This is a genomic window from Methylotenera sp. 1P/1, assembly GCF_000384355.1.
GTDB lineage: Bacteria > Pseudomonadota > Gammaproteobacteria > Burkholderiales > Methylophilaceae > Methylophilus.
The window spans coordinates 35,642-59,512 of sequence record NZ_ARWC01000001.1; the positions used below are offsets into that span (position 1 = coordinate 35,642).

The following is a 23,871-nucleotide window of genomic DNA, read 5'->3' on the forward strand; positions in this document are numbered from 1 at the left end:
TATTACTATTTAATGTTTTTTAACAGTTCTTGATAATGCTGATAATATCGTTCAGCTTGCTGCGCCCATAAAAACTTCTCGTAGACTGTATTTTGTAGTTGCTCACCGCTTTGTTGCAGGCTTGTTAAATCAGACAGCGATTTTATTAAGCCATCACGAATTGATTTTACCGAGGCTGATACCATTGTGCCTGCACCCGCCTTGGCAAAATCATCCAGGCCACAATTGTCAGTAAAAATAACAGGCGTTGCGCAAATGCCAGCCTCTAGTACTACAATTGACATTGCTTCGTTGCGAGAGGGGATGACCAAACATAAAGCTTTCCGAAGTGCATGGGTTTTATCAGCCCCACCTAAATAGCCAGTAAAATGAATTCTGTCCATTGCAGTTGATTGCTTAGCTAACTTTTCTAAACTTGCCAATAAGCCAGAGTCTGGGCCAGCAAGCACTAAGTGCAAATTGGGGAATGTATCGGCAATTTCTATAAACGCTTCTAGCAGCAAGTCTGGGCCTTTAATTGTATTTAAACGGCCCAGAAATAAAAGATAGGGATTTTGCTGTGTTAAACCAAGGTGAGTTAAATCTATTGTCTTGCTACTGGATGGGGCTATATAAAGATCCGGGTCGATACCATTGGGAATGACCGTTACATAATCAGACTTAATTCCATAGTTAGCAAAATCCAGCTTTTCTACTTCTGTTATCGCTACCCAACCACTAGCATACTTAACTATGCGTCGTCCAATCACTAAATCATATAGCGATTTTAACCAGCGTGAGCGGCCAAAAGCTTTAAGTGCGCCAGCTGGGCAAATTACGTAAGGTTTACCTTGACGTATACATGACAAAGCAACCGCTGCATTTAGCATTGTCCAATGCCCCATTAAATGCACAATATCAAACTGTGAAATTAAATTTCTGATTCTAAACGGCCAGGTTATGAACAAAAAGTAACGGTGATTCAAACAAGTTAGCTTAAAAATACGTGCACCTTCTAGCTCACTCTCAGAAGGAATTTTTCCTCCTATATCTAAAGTTAGCACAGCGGATTCTGCACCTTGCTTGATCAAAAAACGTGTGAGCTGAATGGTGCGCTCGGCAGTACCGCCACCAGTAATTGGATCTAACAAGTGATTAACATGGAGGATTTTCAAACGATTCCGCTCATAACTTTATTATCGAAACATGTCCAGGCCACGTTTTCATGGCACTGTAGGTAGGGCACTTCCAGCTTTAACTCCATATTTTATAAGCATTTCATCAATAGAAAAGATATGTATCGGATTTTTCGTAATTGCATCATAAAACTGAAGTCTGACGCATCATGATTGTAGATTGGTACCAGTTTGCATACTCTGTTATGCTGGATTCAAAACTACAGGCTTTTTGATATCCAAGTCCTAATAATTTATTAGAGGAGTAATTGCACATAGGGTTAATATTATTTCTACCAAGGCAAGCAAGCAAGAAAGTTAGAAAAAATGGTGGTACGAATAAGCGGGGCAATCTGTAGTCTGGAACATTTAACGCTTTCATCAATAAGCGCTCTGTATAAACAAAATTGTTATTTTCACTATCATCATCAGAAATAATGAAAGTCTCCCCACGCAGGTTTTCGTTGCGTTTAATGAGAAAAACAATTGCTGCTACTACATTTGCAATATTGACAAGATTCGTACGTCTTTTTCCGAACAGGCATGATTTGGCATAGTTCGCTAGCCTGCGTTTAGTTATAAGGTCTCTAGCTAGTTTCTTTAGCGGCTCGCCATCTATGCCAAAAACTGCAGTGGGCCTAAGAATTGTAGTGTCAAAACTATCCTTTGTATCAAGTATCATGGTTTCAATTTTAAGCTTAGTGATACCGTATTCGGTTACTGGCTGACAGACTGTATTTTCTGTAACTAAGTTATCAGGTGTTCGCCCTACAACAGCTGCTGTGCTGCAATGGATTAAACGTTTAACGGATGCAGATTTACACATATGCAGCAAGTTGTTAGTTGCTTCCATATTTTTTTGCTCTCCAGCATCATGAAGATAAACTAGATTGATAACAGTACAATCCTGTTCCAAAAAACCATTCAGAGATTCTAGATTGAGTAGATCGCCTTCAACCACTATTACGCCAGACTCGATCAAGCTGTTCGTCTCACTGTTTTTAGCTCTAGTTAAAAGTTTTATACGAAAACCACCTAGCCTAAGTAGCTCCGCTACTAGATGTTTACCAATAAACCCAGTAGCCCCAGTGATTGCGATTGTATGCATACTTAATTTAGTTTTTCAGCCAATAGCAGTTTGAGTTCGGTTTTTATTTGATGTAAAGACGATATTAAATTCATCTTTAGCATTGTGATTGCAAGTTGGGCTTTATTTTTAAATGAGAAAGAACTTGAAAAGCTCCATATTTGAACATTAAATTCGTGCAATGGTATAAACCAGTTTAAAAGGCTGTTTCGGTAAGTTCTGTAAATGGTCTGACTGCCACTTAACCCGTTCCGCCCAAGTGCAACATAACCTTCACTAGTTCGATTAAGTTTACCTTTAATGGCTAGCTCAAGAATAACCGCAATATCTTGACCTAAGTATGCGCCGCGTCTAAGTGTTACGTTATCAATAAGCGCTGACCTACGTATTAGGGAGTAAAACCGACCACAGCCTGTCCATGCGTTAATGCAATCAAAAAAACGTTCTTGAGCCGTTTCCTGGTTAAGAGATTGATCGCCCATCTTGACTGGATCTGGCATTCCATCCTTAAACTTGACGGGGGATGTCGAGGCAATGTAATCCGGATTTTTTTGAAGAAACTTAAGGTTAACCTCAAGGAAGTTTTCTGACTTAATGTCATCATGTGCAGCCCATATGAAATACTCACCTATAGCTTCATCTAAGACAAAAAGACAGTTTGCTGTTGCCCCAATATTTTTTGATTGTCTTATGTAACGAATACGACTATCTTTTTTCGCATACTCTTTGCAAATGTTTTGAGTATCATCAGTAGATGCGTTATCAGAAATAATGAACTCAAAATCTTTATAGGATTGGCTGAGAATTGATTCAATCGAGTCTCGAATACAGCTTTCTCCGTTATATACAAACATCCCAATACTTACTAAAGGGATATGGCTATTTATTTTTTCAGTCATTTTGAGGTTTAAAAAAAGTATTAATATTTTTCATGGCAAATAGTTTGATCTGGTTTGATTGCCAAATTGCAGCAAATATAGCTCCGCACAAGGCAAAAACATATATAGCAGACTTAATTAGACTGTTGTTGATTAACAACCACTCCATCATAAATCTAACAACTACCATCACAAAAACTGCAAACATTGTCTGTTTTGTAATGTCTTGCCAATACCAAGCCCATTTTTCAGAAGGTAATAATTTTTTATACATGAAGTGCATGCCTATAATTAAATAGCCTGTATTCAGCAATGTCCAAACCCAAGCTGCACCAACAGCACCGTAATGGGGGGTAATCAAAAATATGGCAGGTATTAGTAACGCAACGGCTATTGCATTTACTTTGATGCCAAACTTTGTCCAGCCATAAGCAAGCTGTAGTTGATATGGCATCCATAGCAAACAATTTAAAAAACTTCCCAATGCTAATGGTAACAATATCGGTGCGGTTTTTTTAGCTAAGTTCATATCACCTGACCACAAGTAGACAATATCCTCCCCACAAAAAACGAGCATCATTGCAACTGGAGCTATCAATGTGGAAACTAATTGCGCGCCTTGGTGAAATAAGATTGTAAGCTCTTGCTTTCTTTCTTGTGCAACGTATTGAACCATTTTTGGATATATTGCAGTAGTAGTAGGCGCGGTGATGAGCGCTAAGCCTCCTGATATTGTTGCGGCTAATGTGTAATAGCCATAATCTTCTAGGCTTATAAGTTTTGATAGTAAAAGTTTGTCCACTTGCGTGAGTAAAACCGCTAGGAAAGTAATGCCTAACATTCCACTTGCAAATCGCCAAATCTTTTTAATAGCCGTGGATGAAAACCCCGGAAAACGTGGGGGGGTAGGCAATGTTTTGTAGACTAATAACAAAACGACTACGAGAGAAATCACTGATGTTAATGCTTGCCAAGCAAAAAATACTGTAATGCTTGATGCATACCAAACCAGCACTGCAATGACACACCCATATCGCATTGTAGCTATTAATACGTTAGCAATATTTACGGCTACTTGTTTTTGCAGTCCAAGCAGGGCGCCTTTATATATACCCTCTATAAATCTTAATGCAATTACTAATCCCATTAGCGTAACCGCATTTTTAATTTCGCTGTTAGTCAGGTTTTGCGCATCTAACCATCTTGATGCAATGTAACTTGATGAGACCCAAACTAGGGCGCAAATGATCGTCGCCAGACCTATGGAGATAATTTCTAAGCTACGTAATAAATCATGAATAGATTGTGGGGTATGCAACCCAGCAATAAAGCGGGCCATTTCACGATTTAACGTTTGGGTAATGCCTAGGTCTAGTAATACGAGCCATGCTTGCATGACGGCATAAAAACCAATTAACCCATAAGCCTCTATGCCTAAATATTTGATATACAGAGGCAAAAAAGCCAGACCCATTAATGCAGTCCAGCCTTGACCAACAAAATTAGCAATTACATTTTTTTTGAGAGACAACTACTGAGGCCTCAGGAAGCTAGCCGATTCGCTTGAGATAGCCATCAGGAGCAACTGTAATTAGCAACTTACTCTCAATCGACTTATCAATTTCAAACTCAGAGTGGCTCTGTAAGTATTGCCAAACTGCAGTTTTAGGATTGTTGCCTGGACCCCACGGACGATCCCCTGATAAATTTTCAGGCATATCTTCGACTGCAGTGTCATAAACGATACAGTAGCTATCTTTAGTTGTTAGCGATGCATAAGCTTCTAACTCAGCTAATACATGCTCATGAGTATGATTAGAATCTAAGCACACAAGTATGGTTTTATAGCTTTTAGCAATATCATGTACTTGCTTAATAATATTAGGATCAATCGAAGACCCTTGTATCATTTGAATGCGGGATGCCATTGGATGTGCTTCGATTGCAGACTTATTATGCGCGCGGATATCAATATCTATGCCTAGTACCTTGCGATTGGATATCTTTGGGTTCATGTTGGTACCGCTATTTATTGCATCTTCCATGTCTAAAAGAGCGAGCATGGACGCACTAAACATCAATGAACCGCCATGAGCAATACCAGTTTCGATAATGAGATCTGGTTTTATTGACCATATGAGTTCCTGCAGCGCGACTTGGTCTTGCGGGAACTGTATAGCTGGCCTGCCCAGCCATTTGAAGTTATACGCATATTTATGGGGGCTGATTTCCCTGATCCATATTCTGGATAGTGCTTGAACATCTTTATCTTTGCTCAAACCATCGATGTTTTTTGCAACTTCGCTTTCAAACTTTTCAACTTCATTCATGCATAAAATCCTTCCAATAAATAGTGCCTGAGCATATCCAGTTTATTCCGTCTTTACCCATATTTGCAATTAAATCTAAGATACTTACGTAAGGCGTGAAATCGCCAAAACGTTGTGAGTATGGCTTTTTCTCGTAACTCATATATTCAACTTTAATGGCTGCTTGCTCAAAAATTTGATGATTTAAATATTTACTCGCACCATGACCAGTAATATAGGTGTTTGCATGTAGTGCTTTGCAAATAGCTAAGACTCTTTCGGAGCTTTTTCCTTGAACATCCAAATTACCTATATGGGTAACGGTCTTCATGTCCAGCAATCCATAATAGTTGCTTACAATATTTAGGCTTGCTAGTGATAAATCATCTAGCAACTCCCAATCTTTCATGTAGATGGCTTCAACAATCTCCAACATTTCGCCAAAAAAAGGTGAGTCTTGGTAGCACCGAATTAATAAATTCTTATGACTTGTACGCCAATCACTTTTATTGTCAATTTCCACTTCGTTAATTGGTTGACCTAACTTAAGGTTTTTAAGCGGGACAGTTAACCATTTTATTCCTTCTGGCGCTTTAACTTGAACACGGTTGGTGAAGCTGCCTTTTGAATACTGCACATCGTTATAGTGCACGTATGCATCGCATAGTTTAATTTGTTCGAAAAAGCCAACCCATGGGAAAAACATTGGTTGAGAAATAACAAGCTTCATTGTATTACGCAGTTTCTCAATGTTGATATTTGGAACTCATCAAAAGACTTCTTAAGCTTAGGAGTAGAAATGCATGGGTTTGCCGAGCTACTATGGTTTGGATTTTGCGCCCACCTAGGGATAAAATCAGGAGCTGGAAATTTAACCAGCTCAAGTTTAATCGACTCTAGAAACGTCACTATTAAGTAAGTTTTTTGGACAAAAGACAGTTTATTTAAGTCTTCTTTGCTATAGGTCACATTAATAGGACTAACTACTTGGCCAAACACGGCTCCATCATCGACTTCAGCAGTTGTTGTGTGTAACGTAGCGCCTAAAAATTTCACGCCTGAATTGAATGCTTGGCCTACAGCGTTCATGCCTTTAAAAGAAGGTAATAGCGCTGGATGTACATTCAAGGTAGGTAGACGAGAGAATATTTCTTTAGAGATTAGTCGACTGTATAGCATGAGCACTATAGATACCTTTTTTTCTAAAAGGTGCTCGAAAACGCTTTCTGAAAATTGTTCTTTAGTCTTAAAGTCCAACCTGAGCCAGTCAATTTTTCTAACTTCTGCTTCACTTTCTGCGCCACAGTTTCTGTCGGTGATAATAATAAAGTTATCACTTGTAAATAAACTACTTTGAATCAATAAGTCGTAAGCAGCAAAAAAAGCACTGCCGCCGGCTGAGCATATAACCGCTATTTTCATTTCATCTAAATGTAGAAAAAAGTGATATCTTTGCCACTAAAGCAAGTCAAATCTTGAATAATTTTTCTTGAGTGCTTGGGGTTGAGGGCTACGTAAACAATTTTGACTTCATCTGGCAAGTCAATGGGGCTAATAATGGGGCGCCCCATTAGCTGAGTCCCTTGTAAAAATTTATTTTGATCTATAAAACATTTGACGTTATCAAGTGCACTCAAATTAGAGGCTAGGAAAGAACCATAAAATCCGGCACCATATATAGCAGAAGCATTATTGATAGCCGCAGTTTTCTCAAACTCTTGAATTCTTTGTGCTGCTGATTTCCAGAACTCACCAATAGAGGTTATCTCATTTTTGAGAATTGAATCTGGGGTATGAGGCGAGAGCGAGTTGCCTTTCTTGGCAACTACAATATATGCACCACGATGAGATGAGTCATCAATCTCCTGCAACGAAAAATCATTATCAGATAACATCCGCATAATAGACTGTTTTGTAAAATGATTAGGATGGTCTACTACAATCAAGTCTGCAGGATTTGTCTGAGTATTTGGAATAATAGCATACAGATAGCCATTGTCATTTAGTACACGTTTAATGTGTTGAAGAGTATCAGCTAACTTAGAGATATGTTCCAATGAGAAAAACGAAGTGACAACATCAAAATGCCCATCCCATGACTCAGGTAAGTTATAAGTTGCCCATTTCCCGTCCTCAATAAACTCGTCCCAAAATGCAGTGTATCGTTCGCTGATATCGAACAAGTATGGTGTGATGCCTAAATTTCTTCTTGTGAGCTCACGCATAGTTGAGCTTTTAGCACATCCGTAATCTAGTATCCGTGTACCTTTGGATAAGTTGAGTTTAGATAGTAAAACAGTGACTTGATGTTGAGTACGATAGGTAATGTTGCCTTGGTCAACTAAATAAATCTGATCCTCTTCTTCGCTTTCGGCTAGAAAGTTGTATGTCTCATCATAGTAAGAAGACTCATTCGGCATTTCTAAAGTCTGTACATGACCACAGCCATTACAATAGTAAACCTCGGTTGGGTATTCTACAGCTGTACATACTGATGTAATGGATACTACACCAGTAGTGTCATAGACTTTATCAGTTAAATTTTCATTACAAACATTACAGTTAATCATCAGCGCTCTCAATCTACACATAGTTCTGGATGGATGTTTCTAAAGTCTACCCCAGAGGCAAACCCACCTTTCCAGCCGTGATTTAGTCCAGTTTTTTCTAAGTAATTAAAATAGCGAAATTGCATCGACCATAATGCTCGATTACTTTTGTTATAGCCTGATGCATGAATTAATAGAAAGTCCATGATTATAAGGTCTGTTGGTTGACTTAGCGGGCTAATTTGTTGATATTTTTTAATTAGATTCTCTTCGTCTCTAAGTACAAGTGAATAGGCCCCTTGTTTTTCTTTATTACGTGTGTCCGTTGTATATACCGGGATGGGCCCTTCCACTTGTGATTTTGGACAAATAGCTACAGGTCCTTCATCAACAGTCACATTGATTAATGGTGACCAAAATACTAAGCCATCTAGACTTCTCAGTTGCGATGGGTATTCTTGATGCCAGTTAGCACGATATTTATCTTCAAAAGGGTTGTTAATCCTAATGCCATATCCAGCTGCAGCGACTGCTGGTGAAGATCCTGGGCGCAACGCCTTGAAAATTTCATCATTTTTTGGGTTTGAGACTAAACGAATGAACGCAGGTATCTGCTTAACTGCATCATAAATCTCGCCACCATAACTCCTGTTTACTTTGATAATATCTGTGTAACACTCATCAAATTTTTTTGGATCGAAAGGGGCTCTGCTAATTTCAATCTTATATTTTCTTGCAACAATCCCGATAAGCTCGTAGATAGCTTTTTGGATTGGGAGAATGTCTTTCTCGAAGTCATAAAAGTTAGGAATAATTAAATATCCCTCGGAATTGAAAAAACTGATTTTATCCTTACTAAGCAATGTTTTACCTCTCAATAAAAGACTCTATCACTTTAATAACTCTATCTAGTTCTTCATTCGAAATTTCGTGATAGCTAGGCAAGTTAATCGCTCTATTAGGTATATCCCATGCAATTTTATTGGATGGGCAGTCTTGAAACATTGGCAAACTAGATAGCGGGTGAAAGAACACACGGGCATCAATGTTTTCCTCACTGAATCTTTTTTGTAATTGCTCTCTTGTAATGCCTGTAGATGCGTCAAAAACCAGTGTAGGCATCCAATATCCATTTTTGGTATTTTCGCTCTCAGGGTTCATAGAAAGGCCAGAAAGATTTGTTAGTGCTCGTGCATAGTAATTGAAAATTTCTCTTTTACGAGACACTAGTTCATGTATACGTTCCATTTGGCCATAACCAATCGCTGCTTGGATGTTGGACATCTTATATTTAAAGCCAATTTCATCGGGCCAAAATTGCTTGGTTTGCCCCCTTGCGCGACCATGATTAGAAAAGGTAAGTACTTTTTCATATAGAACGGGGTCGTTGGTAATAAACATCCCACCTTCTCCGGTAGTGAGTGTTTTGGTGCCATGAAAGGAGAATGTGCCGAATTTACCCACAGTACCTGCGTGTTTACCATGCCAATGTGAACCAATCGCTTCAGCAGCATCCTCTATGACTGGGATGCCATATTTTTCACCAATCGCCAGTAATTTATCCATATCACATACATTCCCATAGATGTGTACGGCAATAATGGCTTTGGTACGCGGCGTGATAGCGGCTTCTACTTTTGCGGGGTCAATGCACCAAGTATCTTCTAAAACATCTACAAAGATAGGCTTAGCGCACAAATATGTGACTGGAGAAGCAGAAGCAATCCAGTTGGTTTCGGCAAGAATAACTTCATCACCAGCTTGAACGCTCAGTGCTGCCAATCCCATATGTAACGCGCCCGTGCAACTAGATGTTGCGATTGCAAACTTAGCACCAGTAAATTCTTTGAATTTTTCTTCGAATTTATGAATATATTCATAGCATTTTTCACCCCAGCCATTTCTGGCTGCGTCTGTTGCATAGCTTACTTCTAGCTCAGTGATAGAGGGCTTGGTGTAGTGAATTTTAGATTTCATAATATTTTAATGTGGGGAATGGCCGTTACGAATTTTCCATCCCATTCACGGATGTAATTAAGTTGCTCTGTGACTTCGGTGGTTAAATTCCATGGCAGTATCAATACATAATCTGGTTTGCTGTCACGGATAACCTGTTCGTTCACAATCGGGATACGGCTGCCGGGTAAAAATTTATCTTGTTTTGCCGGGTTGCGGTCAACAACACAAGAGATTAGATCTTCTCTAATCCCAGCATAATTAATTAAAGTATTGCCTTTAGCCGCAGCGCCATAAGCGATAGTTCTTTTACACTGTTTTTTAGCATCGATCAAGAAAGCAATCAAATCATTTTTAATAGTGTTTGCACGGTCTTGAAAGTTTGCATAATAACTTTCGGATGTAATGCCGGCAGAAGTCTCGAGTACAAGTAAATCATTTACTGCTGTTGTAGTGGGGCGCGTACCAAGGTCTTTTCTTTGTGCAAACACGCGTAGGCTACCGCCATGCGTTGAAAGCTCTTCTACATCAAATACCTGTAAGCCATTGAGATCAAAAATCCGTTGTACAGCACTCAATGACAGATAAGAGAAGTGCTCGTGATATATAGTATCAAACTGTGCATGTTGAATCAGTTGTAGCAGGTGCGGAAACTCAAAGGTCGCAACACCTTCTGGTTTCAGTAACAGCGAGAATCCTGATACAAAGTCATTAATGTCAGGTACATGCGCCAGTACGTTGTTTGCTGCGGTTAGGTCTGCCTGTTTACCTTGAGATATAAGTTTTTTCGCTAGCATTACACCAAAAAAATCTTCAACGATTTCTATGCCTTTTTCTCGTGCTGCTTGGGCAGTACTGTGTGTCGGTTCAACACCCAAACAAGGGAAACTTTTTTGTTTTACATACTGTAGTAGATAGCCATCATTGGCAGCCACCTCAATTACAAATGATCGCGTACTCAGTTGGAAGCGTTCCGCCATTTGTGAAACATAACGTTCTGCATGCTTCAGCCAACTGTCAGAAAATGAGCTGAAATAAGCATAGTCTGCGTCAAACAGCTCATTTGCCCCGGTATAGTCTTCGGTTTGTACAAGCCAACAGCTTTTGCAAACTAGCACCTTGAGTGGAAACCATTTTTCCGGTGCTTTCAATGACTGAGTGGTTAAATATGCATTGGAAGGAGGGGAGCTGCCTAAGTCAATTAGAGGCAGGGTTAGTTCAGTGTCGCAGTGACGACATTTCATACAGCTAGTCCTAAAAAATCATTTGTAATCATTGCGTGCATGCGGTCTCGTTCTGATAAATCTGTTATTTCGAGAGGCAGTTGTATTCCAAGTAGTGAGTCGTGAATGTTGAGAGCGCCTTCTGAAGGTTGATGGTACGCTGCTGTATGCAGATATATCAATTCGCAATCATCAGTCAGTGTCTGAAACCCATGGGCGAACCCTTCGGGAATCATCAGGCTACGCTGATTCTGTGCATTCAATATCTCAGCGTGCCATTTTAAGAAAGTTGGTGAGCCTTGTCGAATATCGACAGCGATGTCAAAAATCTCGCCTTTGATACAACTTACAACTTTTGTTTCTGCAAACGGGGGGTGCTGAAAGTGAAGTCCTCTTACCGCACCTTTCTGGCGTGTATGCGTATGATTGATTTGTACAATTGGCTTATTTATGCCAATAGTCGAGAAAGCTTCTGAACAATAAAATCGGCTCAAAAAACCACGGCTATCCTGAATGGGTTTCCGTTGAATAATTTTTAAACCAATTAATGGAGTATTAAAACAATCGAATCTGGACATGCGCTAAATCTTATTTGGTCTCAACATAGGCATTAATTTGCTCCAAACAGACCTTGTGCATGTCATGGCCATTTTGCCAGAGTTGGTGCCACTCAATAATTTTAGTTAAGGTAGTTTCCAGATTCCAGCGCGATTGCCAATTGAGCATAGCTCGGGCTTTGCTACTATCTAGTTTTAAATAGTTAGCTTCGTGGGGCTGAGGGTTGTTGTCAATTTCCCATGATGCGTTAGGTGTAGCAGAGACTAGTTTTTCTACAATCCATTGTACTGTTTTAGCGTCCTCTTCACGAGGGCCAAAATTCCATGCGGTAGCATATTTTCTGCCCTCTAAAAACAATCGCTCAGCCAGTAATAGATAGCCCGATAGTGGTTCCAAAACATGTTGCCAAGGTCTGATAGCATGAGGTGATCGGATGACTAATTTTTTTTTCTGATTTAACGAGCGCAAGAAGTCAGGAATTAATCTATCCTCTGCCCAGTCGCCTCCTCCTATAACATTACCAGCTCTTGCTGAGGCAAGGGCAACAACGCCGGACCCTGTAAAAAACGAGCGGCGGTAAGCAGAAGTAACCAACTCCACACAGCCTTTGCTGCTAGAGTAAGGGTCGTAGCCGCCCATTGCTTCGTCTTCTCGGTATGACCAAACCCACTCTCGATTCTCGTAACATTTATCAGTAGTAACATTCACTACAGCACGTACCGATTGTGTCTGGCGGATTGCTTCAAATAAATTGACTGTGCCCATTACATTCGTACTGTATGTTTCAACTGGATCAAGATAGGATTTTCGTACCAAAGGTTGAGCTGCAAGATGCAGTACTATATCGGGCTGTGCGCTCAGCATTGCTTTTTTAAGCGAATCCAAGTTACGAATGTCTTGCATGTGATTTTCAATAAGACAATCTGCAACGTTAGCAATACTAAAGATGTTAGGTGTCGTTGTTGCTGGTAAAGCGTATCCTATAACATTTGCGCCGAGCGATTTAAGCCATATTGTTAGCCAGCCCCCTTTGAAACCAGTGTGACCAGTTATAAAAACGCGTTTACCCTCCCAAAATCGTGACATTAGCCCCAGACCTTCCAAGGTGCTTTATTCGTTTCCCATAGCTCTTCTAATAAATTTTTATCACGTAGCGTGTCCATTGGTTGCCAGAATCCGGAGTGTGTAAAAGCCATAAGCTCATCATTTTTAGCTAGGTTGGTAAGAGGCTCTGCCTCCCAGCTAGTCTGGTCATTCGATATATAGTCTATGCATTTAGGGGATAGTATAAAAAAACCACCATTAATCCAACCGCCATCACCTCGTGGCTTTTCCGTAAAGCCAGTAACTAATTGTCCGTTCATATTTAGCGCGCCGTAACGGCCCGGTGGTTGTACTGCTGTTACTGTAGCCAATTTTTTGTGGTTTTGGTGAAATGAAATTTGTGCTTTGATATCTATATTGGCCACGCCATCGCCGTAAGTAAAACAAAAAGCATTTTCATCCTTTAGGTAGCTTGCCACTCGTTTTAAACGTCCACCAGTAAGAGTGTCTTCACCAGTGTCAACCAAAGTGACTCGCCAGGGCTCGGCATTTCGTTGATGTACTTGCATGTTGTTATTAACCATGTCAAAAGTTACATCAGACATGTGTAAAAAGTAATTCGCGAAATATTCTTTTATGACATAGCCTTTGTAACCACAACATACAATAAAATCATTAATGCCATGGGCAGAATACAGCTTCATGATATGCCATAGAATGGGTTTGCCACCTATTTCAATCATTGGTTTGGGTTTGAGGTGAGTTTCCTCTGAAATTCTCGTGCCAAGCCCACCTGCTAAAATAACTGCTTTCATATAAGGTACTTTCGTTTGCTTGTCAAAGCTCCCTAAGCTTTAACTCTTCCGTAGCTATCATTAAAGCGAACGATATCATCTTCACCCACGTAATCACCGCTTTGCACTTCAATCATCACTAAATCCAATACGCCAGGATTCTCTAGCCGATGGTGACATCCTGCCGGAATAAAAGTGGATTCGTTGGGTGCGACAAAAAAGACATTCTCACCGTTGGTCACGCGCGCCATACCACTTACCACTACCCAGTGTTCGCTGCGGTGGTGGTGCATCTGGAGGCTCAAGCTTTGCCCTGGTTTGACCACAATACGTTTGATTTTGAAGCGATCACCTTCTTCAAGTGTGGTGTAGTTACCCCACGGGCGATGTACAGTTTGATGTAGCTTGTAAGATTCGTTGCCTTGCTCTTTCAGAGTGTTATAGATATCTTTCACATACTGAGCTGAGTCTTTGTGCGAAATTAATACAGCATCCTGCGTGTCGACAACAATCAAATCCTCAACACCAACCATAGCTACTAAGCGTTTATCGCTCTGTACAAAGCAGTTTTTTGTGTGATTCAACATAGCTGAGCCACTGACACGGTTGCCATCTTCATCTGCCGCTGTGAGTGTGCTCATGGCATCCCACGCGCCAATATCGTTCCAGCCGATATCGCAGGGAATGACTGCCACATTGGCAGATTTTTCCATGACTGCGTAGTCAATAGAGTTGCTGGGTACATTGGCAAAGGTGTTGGCTTCAAATTCAACCTGCGTGATGTCTGTATTGTCTTTTAGCGAGACCTCAAAACAGGCTTTTGCTGTATTTAAAATGTCCGGTGCGTGCCGTTGAAGCTCAGCCACTAGCGTGCTGGCTTTGGCACAGAACATACCGGAGTTCCAGTAAAATTTGCCAGAATCGACATAGGCTTGGGCTGTCGCTAAATTGGGTTTTTCTACAAAACGTGCAACTTCATACCCAATCGTGCTTTGGTTGGATGTAATGGGTTTGGCTTGATTGGCTTCAATATAACCATAGCCAGTTTCCGGCGCGTGTGGCTGTATGCCAAAGGTGACAATTTTGCCTGTTTGCGCAATCAGGCTGGCGTTTGTCACGGCTTGTTGAAATGCCGCTTGATTGGCAATCAAGTGGTCAGCTGTCAAAATCAGTAAAATGGCGTCTTCGCCATGTTGTTTTGCTACATATAACGCCGCAAGTGCAACAGCCGCTGCAGTGTTGCGGCCAAATGGCTCTAGCAGAAAACTGGTTTTGGTATTGGTTTGGTTGACTTCGCGGTAGTCATCTTTGGTTTTGAATAATAATTCGCGATTGGTGACGGTGAGTACTTCAGTCACATTCGGCAATATCGCGCCGCGAATAAATGACTTCTGTAAAAAGCTCTCGTTATCCGCAAGACGAATAAACGGCTTGGGGTGAAGCTCACGTGATACTGGCCACAACCGTGAACCAGCACCGCCACATAGTATCGTTGGGATAATATTCATGGATGGATTATATAATGAAGTGCCGGTAAAAACGATGCATATTGACGCATAATCATGTTGACTAGGTGGTTATGGCTTAGGTTGATTCAACATTGCACGGATACTAGCCATTTTAGACTTCCCAAAATCTTTACTGGCCAATAATTGGTCTGGGTCATTGAAAGGGTTGCCAAAATGCTTCACGTCGTCTTTGGGTAGCTCTCCAATAAAGCGGCTTTGTTCACACATTTGCATTTCACCCGCACGTTTGCGCTTTTTACACCAAGAGATATTCAACGATTTCTGCGCACGGGTAATGCCCACGTACATTAAACGGCGCTCTTCTTCAATTTGGTCGTTATCAATCGATTCGCGGTGGGGGAGGATGCCTTCTTCACAGCCAATCAAGAATACATGGCCAAACTCCAACCCTTTGGCTGCATGCAGGGTAGAAAGTTTAACGGCATCCGGCTCCCCATTTTCTTTGCCCTCCAGCATGCTAATCAACGACACCATCTGTGTGAGCTCTAACAATGTTTTGCCTTCAGCTTCATTGCCAAACTCGGTATTGGCTTCGCCTTTTTTGGTTAGCCAGGCAATAAATTCTTGCACATTACCCCATTTGCTCTCGGCGGCACGTGGTTCCTCGCTGTCGTACAAATAGGTTTCATATTGAATTGTATTCAATAAGTCTTGTAGTAATTCGCCAGCAGGGTCTTTGGTGGCGCGAGATTGTAACTTGTTAATGTATTGACAAAAATTAAGCAAGTCTTCTAGTTGGCGGTTACCCAGCTCGCGCTGAAAATCACCTTCAAATGCGGCTGCAAATAACGATATCTGGTGCGCGCTGGCGTATTCACCTAAGCGTTCAAGCGTAGTGTTGCCAATGCCTTTTTTTGGAGTAGTGGCTGCGCGAATAAAGGCCGGGTCGTCATCTTCATTAGCGACTAAGCGTAAGTAGCTAACAATGTCTTTAATCTCGGCTTTATCAAAAAAAGACTGTCCACCAGAGATGGTGTAAGGGATTTTTTGATTGCGCAGATATTGTTCCATGATGCGCGCTTGATGGTTGCCGCGATACAGAATGGCGTAATCTTTATAAGTGGTGCGGTGCTCAAACTTGTGCGCTTGTAATTTCATGACGACTGATTCTGCCTCATGCTCCTCGCTCATGGTAGCGGAGACTTGAATCATGTCGCCTGTGCCTAAATCGCTCCATAGTTTCTTTTCAAACAGTTTGGGGTTATTGGCAATCACTTGGTTAGCTGCACGTAGAATGCGCACGGTAGAGCGATAGTTTTGCTCCAGTTTAATCACTTTTAAGCGGCTAAAGTCGACAGTGAGCTGACGTAGGTTTTCTACATCCGCACCACGCCAGCCATAAATCGCTTGGTCGTCGTCACCCACAGCCGTAAATTGTCCGCGCACGCCGGTCAGCATTTTAATCAGCTTGTATTGGCAGGCATTGGTGTCTTGATACTCATCAATCAGCAAGTATTGTAGTTTACGCTGCCACTTATCTAATGCTTCTGCATGGTTGGAGAATAACTCCACTGGCAACTTAATTAAATCATCAAAATCAACAGCTTGATAGGCTTTTAACGTTTGTTGGTAAATTTGATACACTTTGGCCGCCGCGTGCGTTAAATCTTCTTCAGCCGTGGCTTTTGCTTGGTCTGGGTTGATGAATCCATTTTTCCAATTGGAGATTTGCCACTGCGTTTTACGTAGCAACTGTTTATCTGTGGTGGCCAGCACATCACTTAAAATTTTGAAACTATCTGACGAATCTAAAATCGAAAACTGAGGTTTGTAACCTAAGTATGCACATTCTTGCCGCAGAATTTGTAAGCCTAATGAGTGGAATGTAGCAACGGTGAGCCCCTTGGTAGATTTACCTTCCATCAGTTTAGAGACACGTTCTTGCATCTCTAATGCTGCTTTGTTAGTAAACGTGATCGCCGCGATTTCTTTGGCGGAATATCCAGCCTCGTTAATCAAATAGGCGATTTTTTGAGTAATGACGCGTGTTTTACCGCTGCCGGCACCGGCTAATACCAGTAATGGGCCGTCTAAATACTTGACTGCTTCACGCTGTGGGGAGTTTAAAGTGTTTAACATAATGTGCGTACTGCTATTGGAGCTATAGAGTAAGCACGCAATAAGCGATATAGTGTAGTTCTATTCAATTGAAACCATTTTAATTCAACTATCTGAATCTATGCCAACCTTTGACTTAAAAACTATCATTTTTATGTCAATGCTCCTGACATTCATGTTGTCCATGCTGTTGGCGATTACCCGTTCCCATCACAAAGACATGAATGGTCCTGGCTATTGGGCCGTGGGTAATTTGGTGATTGGCTTGGGGATGGTGATTTTGTTCTCTAAGTTTGAGTCGACACAGTGGCACATTTTACCCGGTGTTGTTTTGATTGGGCTAGGCTTGGGCTTGTTTATTAATGGTATACAGGCGTTTTCTGGCAAAACCGTACGTCGCCTGTTGCCACTGATTATTGCTTTAGTTCTGACCGTTCTCAATGCTTTTCTCATCATGCATCAACAAGACTTACGTATGGTGGTCATCGGCAATGCATTTATCTTCGCCATTATCTACATGATGGGCGCCAGACTGACGTTTGGTAAGGATGATGGCTTGGTTGGCAATTTATATTGGATTGCATCTAGCCTGTTTTTTATGATGGCGTTACTGCTGGTGGCACGCGTGCTTTCTGCGTTTTATATGGAAAGTGACCTGTTTAAAAGTTTTCTAGACTGGCCGGTGAATGCTTATACGTTTATGTTGGCCTGTGTCATTCAGTTTTTTGTGTCGGTGCTGTTTGTCTTGATGCTGACGGCGCAAGTGAATCAAAATTTGCAGTCGATGGCGACTGTGGATAGCTTGACCAATGTGCTGAATCGACGCGGCTTGCAAGATGCTGCAGTCAAAATGCACGCAATATGTAAGCGTATTCAAATTCCGATGTCACTACTATTGGTGGATTTGGATCACTTTAAAAAAGTGAATGATACGCACGGGCACTTGGTAGGAGATGAGGTGCTGGTGACGATTGCCAAGACCATTAAAACCACACTACGCGCAGGCGACGTAGTAGGGCGCTACGGTGGCGAAGAGTTTTGCGTGTTATTGCCTAATACGAGCGAAAAAGAAGCGGTGGCTTTGGCAGAGCGGATTAGGGAGATGATTCAGCACAAAAATATTTCCGTGCGTCATGTGAAGAAAACATCGCAGGCGCAAAATGAGGTGAAGTGTACGGTGAGTATTGGCGCGGCAGGGTCAGAGTCTAGCGGTTATGACGTGCAACGTTTACTGGCTTCTGCCGATAACGCATTGTATATGGCCAAAAACCGGGGTAGAAATTTGGTGGCAACGCACGCCGGCATTGCCACTAAAGTACATTAATCAAAGCACACTAATCTAGTTCGGGCTTTGTTTCAGGCGCTAAAGCTTCCGTGGGCAATGCGATCAAACTATCCAGTAATTGTTGTCGGCTCACTGGGGATTCTAAACTCACGCGACCAATGGCACCGCTGCGATAGTCAGTGAGCAAGGTCATGGCGGTGCGCTCCATATCCCATTCCCCATCGTGGCGCTTATACGCGCGACGTTTGGCAATGGCTTCCAGCAGGTCTATGCCATCAATCTGCTTCACATCTAACTTCATTGCATCCAGCTTGTAGCGAACATTCAGTAAATCCGGGTAGGCTTTAAGCAATACATTGCCTAAAAAAATCGCAACATCTTCATCAATCACTGCATTTCGTCCAATAGCGTGACTGGCCGCCAGCATGTAGCCATCGCTTTCTACGGCAATTTTAGGCCACATCATGCCAGGCGTATCGGTGATGCTCATGGTGTCATCCAAATCAAAGCGCTGCTGGCTTTTGGTGACGGCTGGTTCATCGCCCACTTTGGCCACGCGACGATTTAACAAGGCATTCATGAGCGTGGATTTCCCCACGTTTGGAATGCCCATGATCATCATACGTAATGGTTTTAAGTGTGTGCCACGATGTGACGCCAACTTGCGGCAAAGTGCTGGAATTTTTTTGGCATCACCAGCTTTTTTGCATGAGAGCGCAACCGCTTTGGTATTGGGCTGAGCGTTAAAGTAATTCAGCCAAGCTTGCGTAGTAGCCGGGTCTGCTAAATCGGCTTTGTTTAAGATTTTAAGATTAGGGCGTTGCCTAAATAAGCGCATCTCATCAATCATTGGGTTATGGCTTGCAGCAGGTAATCTAGCGTCCAGCACCTCAATCACCACGTCGATAAACTCCATGGTTTCTTCCGCCTTTTTACGGGCAGAGGTCATATGTCCTGGGTACCACTGAATTGCCACTAGATGCTCCTAAGCCAAATAAAAAATGCGCAAACCCTACTAAGTAGGCGCATTTTAGCATCGGGATGACATATCTAAAGAATATTGTCTAATTTATCAAAATAAAAATTGTGCTAATGGCATATCTTGCACGTGCTCTTGGAGTGTCGTGCATTGCTAGCTAAGGACTGGATACATGCATCTTGCTAGGAAGTTAATCATTTTTTACTTTTTTGATGGGTATATACATAGATATAATTATACACGTGTATAATTATTGAGTTTTCTATTATCCAATTCAATTTAACTTCGACACTCGGTATGAGTGGCTCAGCCTAAATCTAGAATGAATCAACAATCAAACTTTAACTTTAAGAAAAATAATATGATCAATATAAAAAAATCTACTTTAGCCGTGTTGATTGCCGCTACATTGATATCAGCTTGCGCAACTAAACCACCTCATATCGCAAATAAAAAAACCTATAACGTTTCGGGGCAGGAGTTAGTATTTGGAGGAATATATTATCCAAGTAAAAATCAATTATCTATCACAGTGAATGAGGACCCTATCATGAAGGGATCTTTTCCTCCATTTACACCCACTAGAAGTTTTCAGACCAAATACAAAAACATACCTATATCAGCACATTGTTATTTTGGGTCAGTACTTAGTGCAGAGGGTGGTGCATTTGGTATTGTGGCCGAGGCTATCCAGTCTAAAAAAGGAGTCAGCTCCGATAAGTGCGATATTTCAGTGGATTCTAAGCAGATAGATACTTTATATTTTAATTAGTTGAAATATTCTTAAATAAAATATTAGCGTCTAGTCATAAAAATACATAAGCCCGTTGTAACGCGTAAAGTTCAACGGGCTTTTATTTGTAGCTGGCAAGTTAAATGCCAATGTAGCTGGCTAGTTAAATACCAAACACCAAAATATGGCCGACATCTGATTCAATCGTGCTGGCCATTATCCGATTCGCCTATTTATTATTACCTCTGTTTGCCACGCGATTTTTTTTCTGGGTTCATGCGCTGAGAGCGTTCGCGTATTCTCTCTTTTTGTTCCGGCGGTACGTTTCTCCAACGCTCGCGTAGTTCGCTGCGTTCTTCTGGGGGCAATTCTCTAAACTCACGCATACGCTCTTTAATGCGGCCTTTTTCATCCGGGCTCATATTGTCATAGCGTTGCATTCTATCTTGCATGCGGTTGCGTTGTTCAGGCGATAGATTGTTCCAGCGCTCAGCCCCTTGGCGTAAACGCTCTTGGCGATTAGGGGGTAGGTCGCGCCAGTCTTCCCGCATTGGTGACAGTGTTTCTTGTTGTTGAGGAGATAGATTTTCCCAAGGCACGCCATCTGCATGCGCTAGTGAGTGAAACTGCGTGAGTATCACGAGTAGCGAGACGCTAAACACAGACTGCAAAAACCTGTGATGTATGGTGTAAATCTGCATGGTGTTTCCCTTGTTTGTTCCTTTACCACAATACTGTTGTGCGCCTCTTGTTTTGGGCGCTTTTGTTATGTTGGTGTCAGTGTGCATACTTTTCAGTTGCATTGTCAAACTCGCGTCAACAAGCCCTAAGCGGTATGCGTGGTTGCATCATTCATCGAATTAAGTTTATTCGGGCTGGATTCGGTTTCATCTAACCATAAGTAAAATTCTGGATCTGTGATCGCATCTAGGTCGTCTGGGCTTTCCACGACTTCAAACATCGCTGTATATTCCCCAGAAACGGCTGCCGGGCTAGCGCTATGTTGTGCCGGCAAAATAAACATAATGGCCATCACACTACAAAACGCCACGCCAGCTACTGGTGCCCACACTATATTTTTCCACCATGCTTTTTGTGGCTTTTGCTGAAGCGCTTGGCGACGGATAGCGTGCAGACGGTGTTGCGTGTCTGCGTCAATCTCGTTGGTCGAGGCGGTCAGGCTGGATTGAATGCGGTCGGTAAATGTTTTTTCATCAATAGTCATGGTTGAAAGTCCTTTAAAGCAATCCGTAATTTCTCTAGTGCACGTGAATAATGGGTTTTAACGCTACTTTCTGAGCACTGCATAGCAGTTGCCGTGTCGCTAATGTCTAAACCTTCCCAAATGCGTAGCAAAAACACTTGCTGCTGGCGCAATGGCAATTCACTTAATGCGCTATTCAAGTGCCCCATAAACTCTGCATCCTGCAGTTGGATATCGGGAAAGCTTGATATCTCGGCAGGCTGCTGTTCCAGTAAATCTTCGCCGTCCTCTTCGTCTGATGGTCGATCTAACCAACTTCTAAATCGGTTACGGACGCTTTGTCGGCGATGAAAGTCCATAATCCGCGATTCTAAAATACGGTAGAACAGCGGTTTCCAAGACGCCGCTGGCTGGTCGCTGTACTTTTGCACCAGCTTAATCATGGCGTCTTGCACAATGTCCAAGGCATCATCACGATTACCAGTAGCCAATTGTGCAATGCGAAAAGCACGACGTTCAATCTCCGCTAAAAAAGCTTCCATTGTTTTATTTATTGATGCACTTGTTTGTCATGCTTTTATTTTAAATCAGTTTCTCTTCAATTAACGACGGTCTGCACGGCGGTCTAATCGATTATTAATACGCTCACCTTTATTGTCTAAGCGATTGTCAACTCGATCGCCACGCGCATGTAAGCGGTGGTCGATGCGGTCGCCTTTATTATCAAGGCGTTGATCAATACGGTCACCTTTGTTTCTTAAATGGTCTGCACGTTTTTCATGACCATTTGCATCGGCTCTATCCGCTTTGTTGTCTAACCGGTGTTCAATACGATCACCGCGGTTATCCAAACGATTTTCAATGCGATCACCCTTGTTATCTAGGTGTTGTTCGCGACGGTCACCACGATTATCTAAGCGCTGTTCAATTCTATCACCACGTTTGTCCAAATCTACTGATTTAGCATCATCAGCATAAGCTGAAGCACTGAAGACGCAGGCTGTCGCTACAATCATCCAAGTTTTATTCATGTTGTTACTCCCAATGGTTGTTGTTCAATCTGGGGCAGTGTTGTCGCCCTTACTAGTCAAAACGCGGAACTGCTGGCTAAGACGACAGTCTCCCTCATATTTTTTCAGTGTATGAGGAGAATGCACGATAAAATATCGTCTATGACGATGCCACCCGAAATTAAACCGCACCAATCTATCGAGCTGCTGAAAGCGTTGCATATCTTAACGCGCGACGGCAAACTGAATCAGGATAGCCGCCGCAAGCTCAAGCAAGTGTATCACTTGGTCAATTTTATTGAGCCTTTACTCAATGACGTGTTAGCCAAAGTGCCTGACCCTACAGTGGTCGACCATGGTGCAGGTAAGTCTTATTTGGGCTTTATTTTGTATGATTTACTGCTTAAACAGCAGCCTGCCGGCCAAGTGATTGGCGTGGAGACACGCGCAGATTTGGTAGAAAAATCCAAAACATTGGCCGAGGTGTGCGCATTCCCTAGAATGGACTTTCATCATTTAAGCGTGGCGGATTCGATGACGTCTACCTTGATTCCGAAACAAGTGCAGATTGTCACTGCCTTGCATGCGTGTAATACCGCTACAGATGATGCAATTCAGTTTGGCTTGAAGAAACAGGCCCAATATATGGTGCTGGTGCCTTGTTGTCAGGCTGAGGTGGCGGAAGTGATGCGTCAACATAAGGCAGATAGTTTAAGTAAAACTGAGTTAAGTGAAGTATGGCGGCATCCTATCCATACGCGTGAGTTTGGTAGCCATATCACCAATGTGTTGCGTTGTTTGCAGTTAGAGGCCCATGGTTACCAAGTCACGGTGACAGAGTTGGTGGGTTGGGAGCATTCCATGAAAAATGAGCTAATCATTGCCAAGTACACTGGACATGCGCGTAAAAACGCGCGTGATCGATTGAACAATATTTTAGAAACATTTAACTTAACCTCGCTGAGTGCGCGGTTTATGTGAGTGAGTTGGTCTGGAGAGTGAATATGAAATCAATGCTATTAGGGACCCTGTTGATCAGTGCAGTTTTGAGTGCACATGCTGAAAAAAGCTTGCCGCGGACGGTACAGCCTTACGTAGACTTCAGTGGCGTGTATACCTGTACCGGCGATGATGCGCATGAAGGAAAGTACACAGGCAAAGTCACTATGCAGCTCAAGCCTGAACACAGTAAGGGTAGCTATGCCAGCTATGACTTTAAGCTAGAGGTGCCAGATTACGGTACTTATTTGGGACATGCCGCCGCTAATGGCAACGTTGCAGCCATGCATTTTGCATTGACGGATCAACTCACGAAAGATTACGGCACCGGCATTGCGCAATTTAAAGTGAATAAGCAAGGGCAGCTGACTTTTCATAAATTTTATTTTGAACCTGAATTTAAAGGCGGCAATACCGGTCTAGAGGATTGTGTCAGACAGTAAAAAGCCGTGTTTTGCCATAGTCCTTTTACCTAATCCATTTACAACGGGCGTGTTAAAATCACGCTTTTATGAGCCAAAT

The 23,871-nt window shown here is 42.0% G+C and carries 24 protein-coding genes and 1 pseudogene; 4 read left to right on the top strand and 21 right to left on the bottom strand.

The window, feature by feature from the left end; all coding sequences use genetic code 11:
- Window positions 1–5 precede the first annotated feature (5 nt).
- From A3Q3_RS0100190 to A3Q3_RS0100265, 16 genes and pseudogenes are all read right to left on the bottom strand, one after another.
- Window positions 6–1,130, bottom strand: a complete 1,125-nt coding sequence (locus A3Q3_RS0100190) for a glycosyltransferase (protein WP_020181539.1) — start codon at window positions 1,128–1,130, stop codon at window positions 6–8.
- Window positions 1,131–1,299: 169 nt separating this feature from the next.
- Window positions 1,300–2,262 (bottom strand): NAD(P)-dependent oxidoreductase, encoded by a 963-nt coding sequence (locus A3Q3_RS0100195; RefSeq protein WP_020181540.1) that lies wholly within the window; start codon window positions 2,260–2,262, stop codon window positions 1,300–1,302.
- Window positions 2,263–2,264: 2 nt separating this feature from the next.
- Entirely contained in the window at window positions 2,265–3,140 is an 876-nt protein-coding gene (locus tag A3Q3_RS14070) for a glycosyltransferase family 2 protein (protein WP_020181541.1), read from the bottom strand.
- Window positions 3,133–4,650 carry a lipopolysaccharide biosynthesis protein gene (locus tag A3Q3_RS0100205; RefSeq protein ID WP_033424916.1) on the bottom strand — a complete coding sequence of 506 codons (1,518 nt, stop codon included), beginning with the start codon at window positions 4,648–4,650 and terminating at the stop codon, window positions 3,133–3,135. The genes A3Q3_RS14070 and A3Q3_RS0100205 overlap by 8 nt, the downstream gene beginning before the upstream one ends.
- A gap of 19 nt (window positions 4,651–4,669) precedes the next feature.
- Window positions 4,670–5,449 carry a cephalosporin hydroxylase family protein gene (locus A3Q3_RS0100210; protein WP_020181543.1) on the bottom strand — a complete coding sequence of 260 codons (780 nt, stop codon included), beginning with the start codon at window positions 5,447–5,449 and terminating at the stop codon, window positions 4,670–4,672.
- Window positions 5,442–6,158, bottom strand: coding sequence for a WbqC family protein (locus A3Q3_RS0100215; RefSeq protein ID WP_020181544.1), 717 nt, complete (start codon window positions 6,156–6,158; stop codon window positions 5,442–5,444). Before A3Q3_RS0100215 ends, A3Q3_RS0100210 begins: the two co-directional genes overlap by 8 nt.
- Window positions 6,155–6,850, bottom strand: a complete 696-nt coding sequence (locus A3Q3_RS14075; RefSeq protein ID WP_020181545.1) for a formyltransferase family protein — start codon at window positions 6,848–6,850, stop codon at window positions 6,155–6,157. Before A3Q3_RS14075 ends, A3Q3_RS0100215 begins: the two co-directional genes overlap by 4 nt.
- A gap of 5 nt (window positions 6,851–6,855) precedes the next feature.
- Complete coding sequence (locus A3Q3_RS13405; RefSeq protein WP_020181546.1) at window positions 6,856–7,998, bottom strand: class I SAM-dependent methyltransferase; 1,143 nt, start codon at window positions 7,996–7,998, stop codon at window positions 6,856–6,858.
- 8 nt (window positions 7,999–8,006) lie between these two features.
- Window positions 8,007–8,855: a phytanoyl-CoA dioxygenase family protein gene (locus A3Q3_RS0100230; protein WP_020181547.1), complete on the bottom strand. Its 849-nt coding sequence runs from the start codon at window positions 8,853–8,855 to the stop codon at window positions 8,007–8,009.
- Window positions 8,845–9,954, bottom strand: coding sequence for a DegT/DnrJ/EryC1/StrS aminotransferase family protein (locus tag A3Q3_RS0100235; protein WP_020181548.1), 1,110 nt, complete (start codon window positions 9,952–9,954; stop codon window positions 8,845–8,847). The genes A3Q3_RS0100230 and A3Q3_RS0100235 overlap by 11 nt, the downstream gene beginning before the upstream one ends.
- Window positions 9,951–11,177, bottom strand: coding sequence for a class I SAM-dependent methyltransferase (locus A3Q3_RS0100240; RefSeq protein ID WP_026361648.1), 1,227 nt, complete (start codon window positions 11,175–11,177; stop codon window positions 9,951–9,953). Before A3Q3_RS0100240 ends, A3Q3_RS0100235 begins: the two co-directional genes overlap by 4 nt.
- On the bottom strand, window positions 11,174–11,734 hold the full coding sequence (gene rfbC / locus A3Q3_RS0100245) for a dTDP-4-dehydrorhamnose 3,5-epimerase (RefSeq protein ID WP_020181550.1): 561 nt from the start codon (window positions 11,732–11,734) through the stop codon (window positions 11,174–11,176). Before rfbC ends, A3Q3_RS0100240 begins: the two co-directional genes overlap by 4 nt.
- Window positions 11,735–11,744: 10 nt before the next feature.
- Complete coding sequence (gene rfbG, locus A3Q3_RS0100250; RefSeq protein ID WP_020181551.1) at window positions 11,745–12,800, bottom strand: CDP-glucose 4,6-dehydratase; 1,056 nt, start codon at window positions 12,798–12,800, stop codon at window positions 11,745–11,747.
- Window positions 12,800–13,573 (bottom strand): glucose-1-phosphate cytidylyltransferase, encoded by a 774-nt coding sequence (rfbF, locus tag A3Q3_RS0100255; RefSeq protein WP_020181552.1) that lies wholly within the window; start codon window positions 13,571–13,573, stop codon window positions 12,800–12,802. The genes rfbG and rfbF overlap by 1 nt, the downstream gene beginning before the upstream one ends.
- A 32-nt stretch (window positions 13,574–13,605) precedes the next feature.
- Entirely contained in the window at window positions 13,606–15,060 is a 1,455-nt protein-coding gene (locus A3Q3_RS0100260) for a mannose-1-phosphate guanylyltransferase/mannose-6-phosphate isomerase (RefSeq protein WP_020181553.1), read from the bottom strand.
- Window positions 15,061–15,372: 312 nt separating this feature from the next.
- A pseudogene (locus tag A3Q3_RS0100265) lies at window positions 15,373–17,160 on the bottom strand (UvrD-helicase domain-containing protein); the annotation flags it as partial.
- Between the two features lie 133 nt (window positions 17,161–17,293).
- Between A3Q3_RS0100265 and A3Q3_RS0100270 the strand changes: the two are divergent.
- The gene (locus A3Q3_RS0100270) at window positions 17,294–18,463 is read left to right on the top strand and encodes a GGDEF domain-containing protein (protein WP_157355006.1); all 1,170 of its coding nucleotides are present in this window, start codon (window positions 17,294–17,296) and stop codon (window positions 18,461–18,463) included.
- A gap of 10 nt (window positions 18,464–18,473) precedes the next feature.
- Here A3Q3_RS0100270 and ylqF read toward each other — a convergent pair whose 3' ends face one another.
- Window positions 18,474–19,400, bottom strand: coding sequence for a ribosome biogenesis GTPase YlqF (gene ylqF, locus A3Q3_RS0100275; protein WP_026361649.1), 927 nt, complete (start codon window positions 19,398–19,400; stop codon window positions 18,474–18,476).
- A 325-nt stretch (window positions 19,401–19,725) separates the two neighbouring features.
- On the opposite strand from ylqF, the gene A3Q3_RS0100280 reads away from it, so the two are divergent.
- Window positions 19,726–20,175 (top strand): hypothetical protein, encoded by a 450-nt coding sequence (locus A3Q3_RS0100280; protein WP_020181557.1) that lies wholly within the window; start codon window positions 19,726–19,728, stop codon window positions 20,173–20,175.
- Window positions 20,176–20,375: 200 nt separating this feature from the next.
- Here the strand turns inward: A3Q3_RS0100280 and A3Q3_RS0100285 are convergent, their stop codons facing one another.
- The 4 genes from A3Q3_RS0100285 to A3Q3_RS0100300 form a co-directional block, all read right to left on the bottom strand.
- Window positions 20,376–20,837: a DUF3106 domain-containing protein gene (locus A3Q3_RS0100285; protein WP_020181558.1), complete on the bottom strand. Its 462-nt coding sequence runs from the start codon at window positions 20,835–20,837 to the stop codon at window positions 20,376–20,378.
- Between the two features lie 125 nt (window positions 20,838–20,962).
- Complete coding sequence (locus A3Q3_RS0100290) at window positions 20,963–21,361, bottom strand: DUF3619 family protein (protein ID WP_020181559.1); 399 nt, start codon at window positions 21,359–21,361, stop codon at window positions 20,963–20,965.
- Entirely contained in the window at window positions 21,358–21,894 is a 537-nt protein-coding gene (locus A3Q3_RS0100295; RefSeq protein WP_304412179.1) for an RNA polymerase sigma factor, read from the bottom strand. The genes A3Q3_RS0100290 and A3Q3_RS0100295 overlap by 4 nt, the downstream gene beginning before the upstream one ends.
- A gap of 48 nt (window positions 21,895–21,942) precedes the next feature.
- Window positions 21,943–22,371, bottom strand: a complete 429-nt coding sequence (locus A3Q3_RS0100300; protein WP_020181561.1) for a hypothetical protein — start codon at window positions 22,369–22,371, stop codon at window positions 21,943–21,945.
- A gap of 141 nt (window positions 22,372–22,512) precedes the next feature.
- Between A3Q3_RS0100300 and A3Q3_RS0100305 the strand changes: the two genes are divergently transcribed.
- Window positions 22,513–23,331, top strand: coding sequence for an SAM-dependent methyltransferase (locus tag A3Q3_RS0100305; RefSeq protein WP_020181562.1), 819 nt, complete (start codon window positions 22,513–22,515; stop codon window positions 23,329–23,331).
- Window positions 23,332–23,354: 23 nt separating this feature from the next.
- On the top strand, window positions 23,355–23,792 hold the full coding sequence (locus A3Q3_RS0100310; RefSeq protein WP_020181563.1) for a hypothetical protein: 438 nt from the start codon (window positions 23,355–23,357) through the stop codon (window positions 23,790–23,792).
- Window positions 23,793–23,871: the final 79 nt, after the last annotated feature.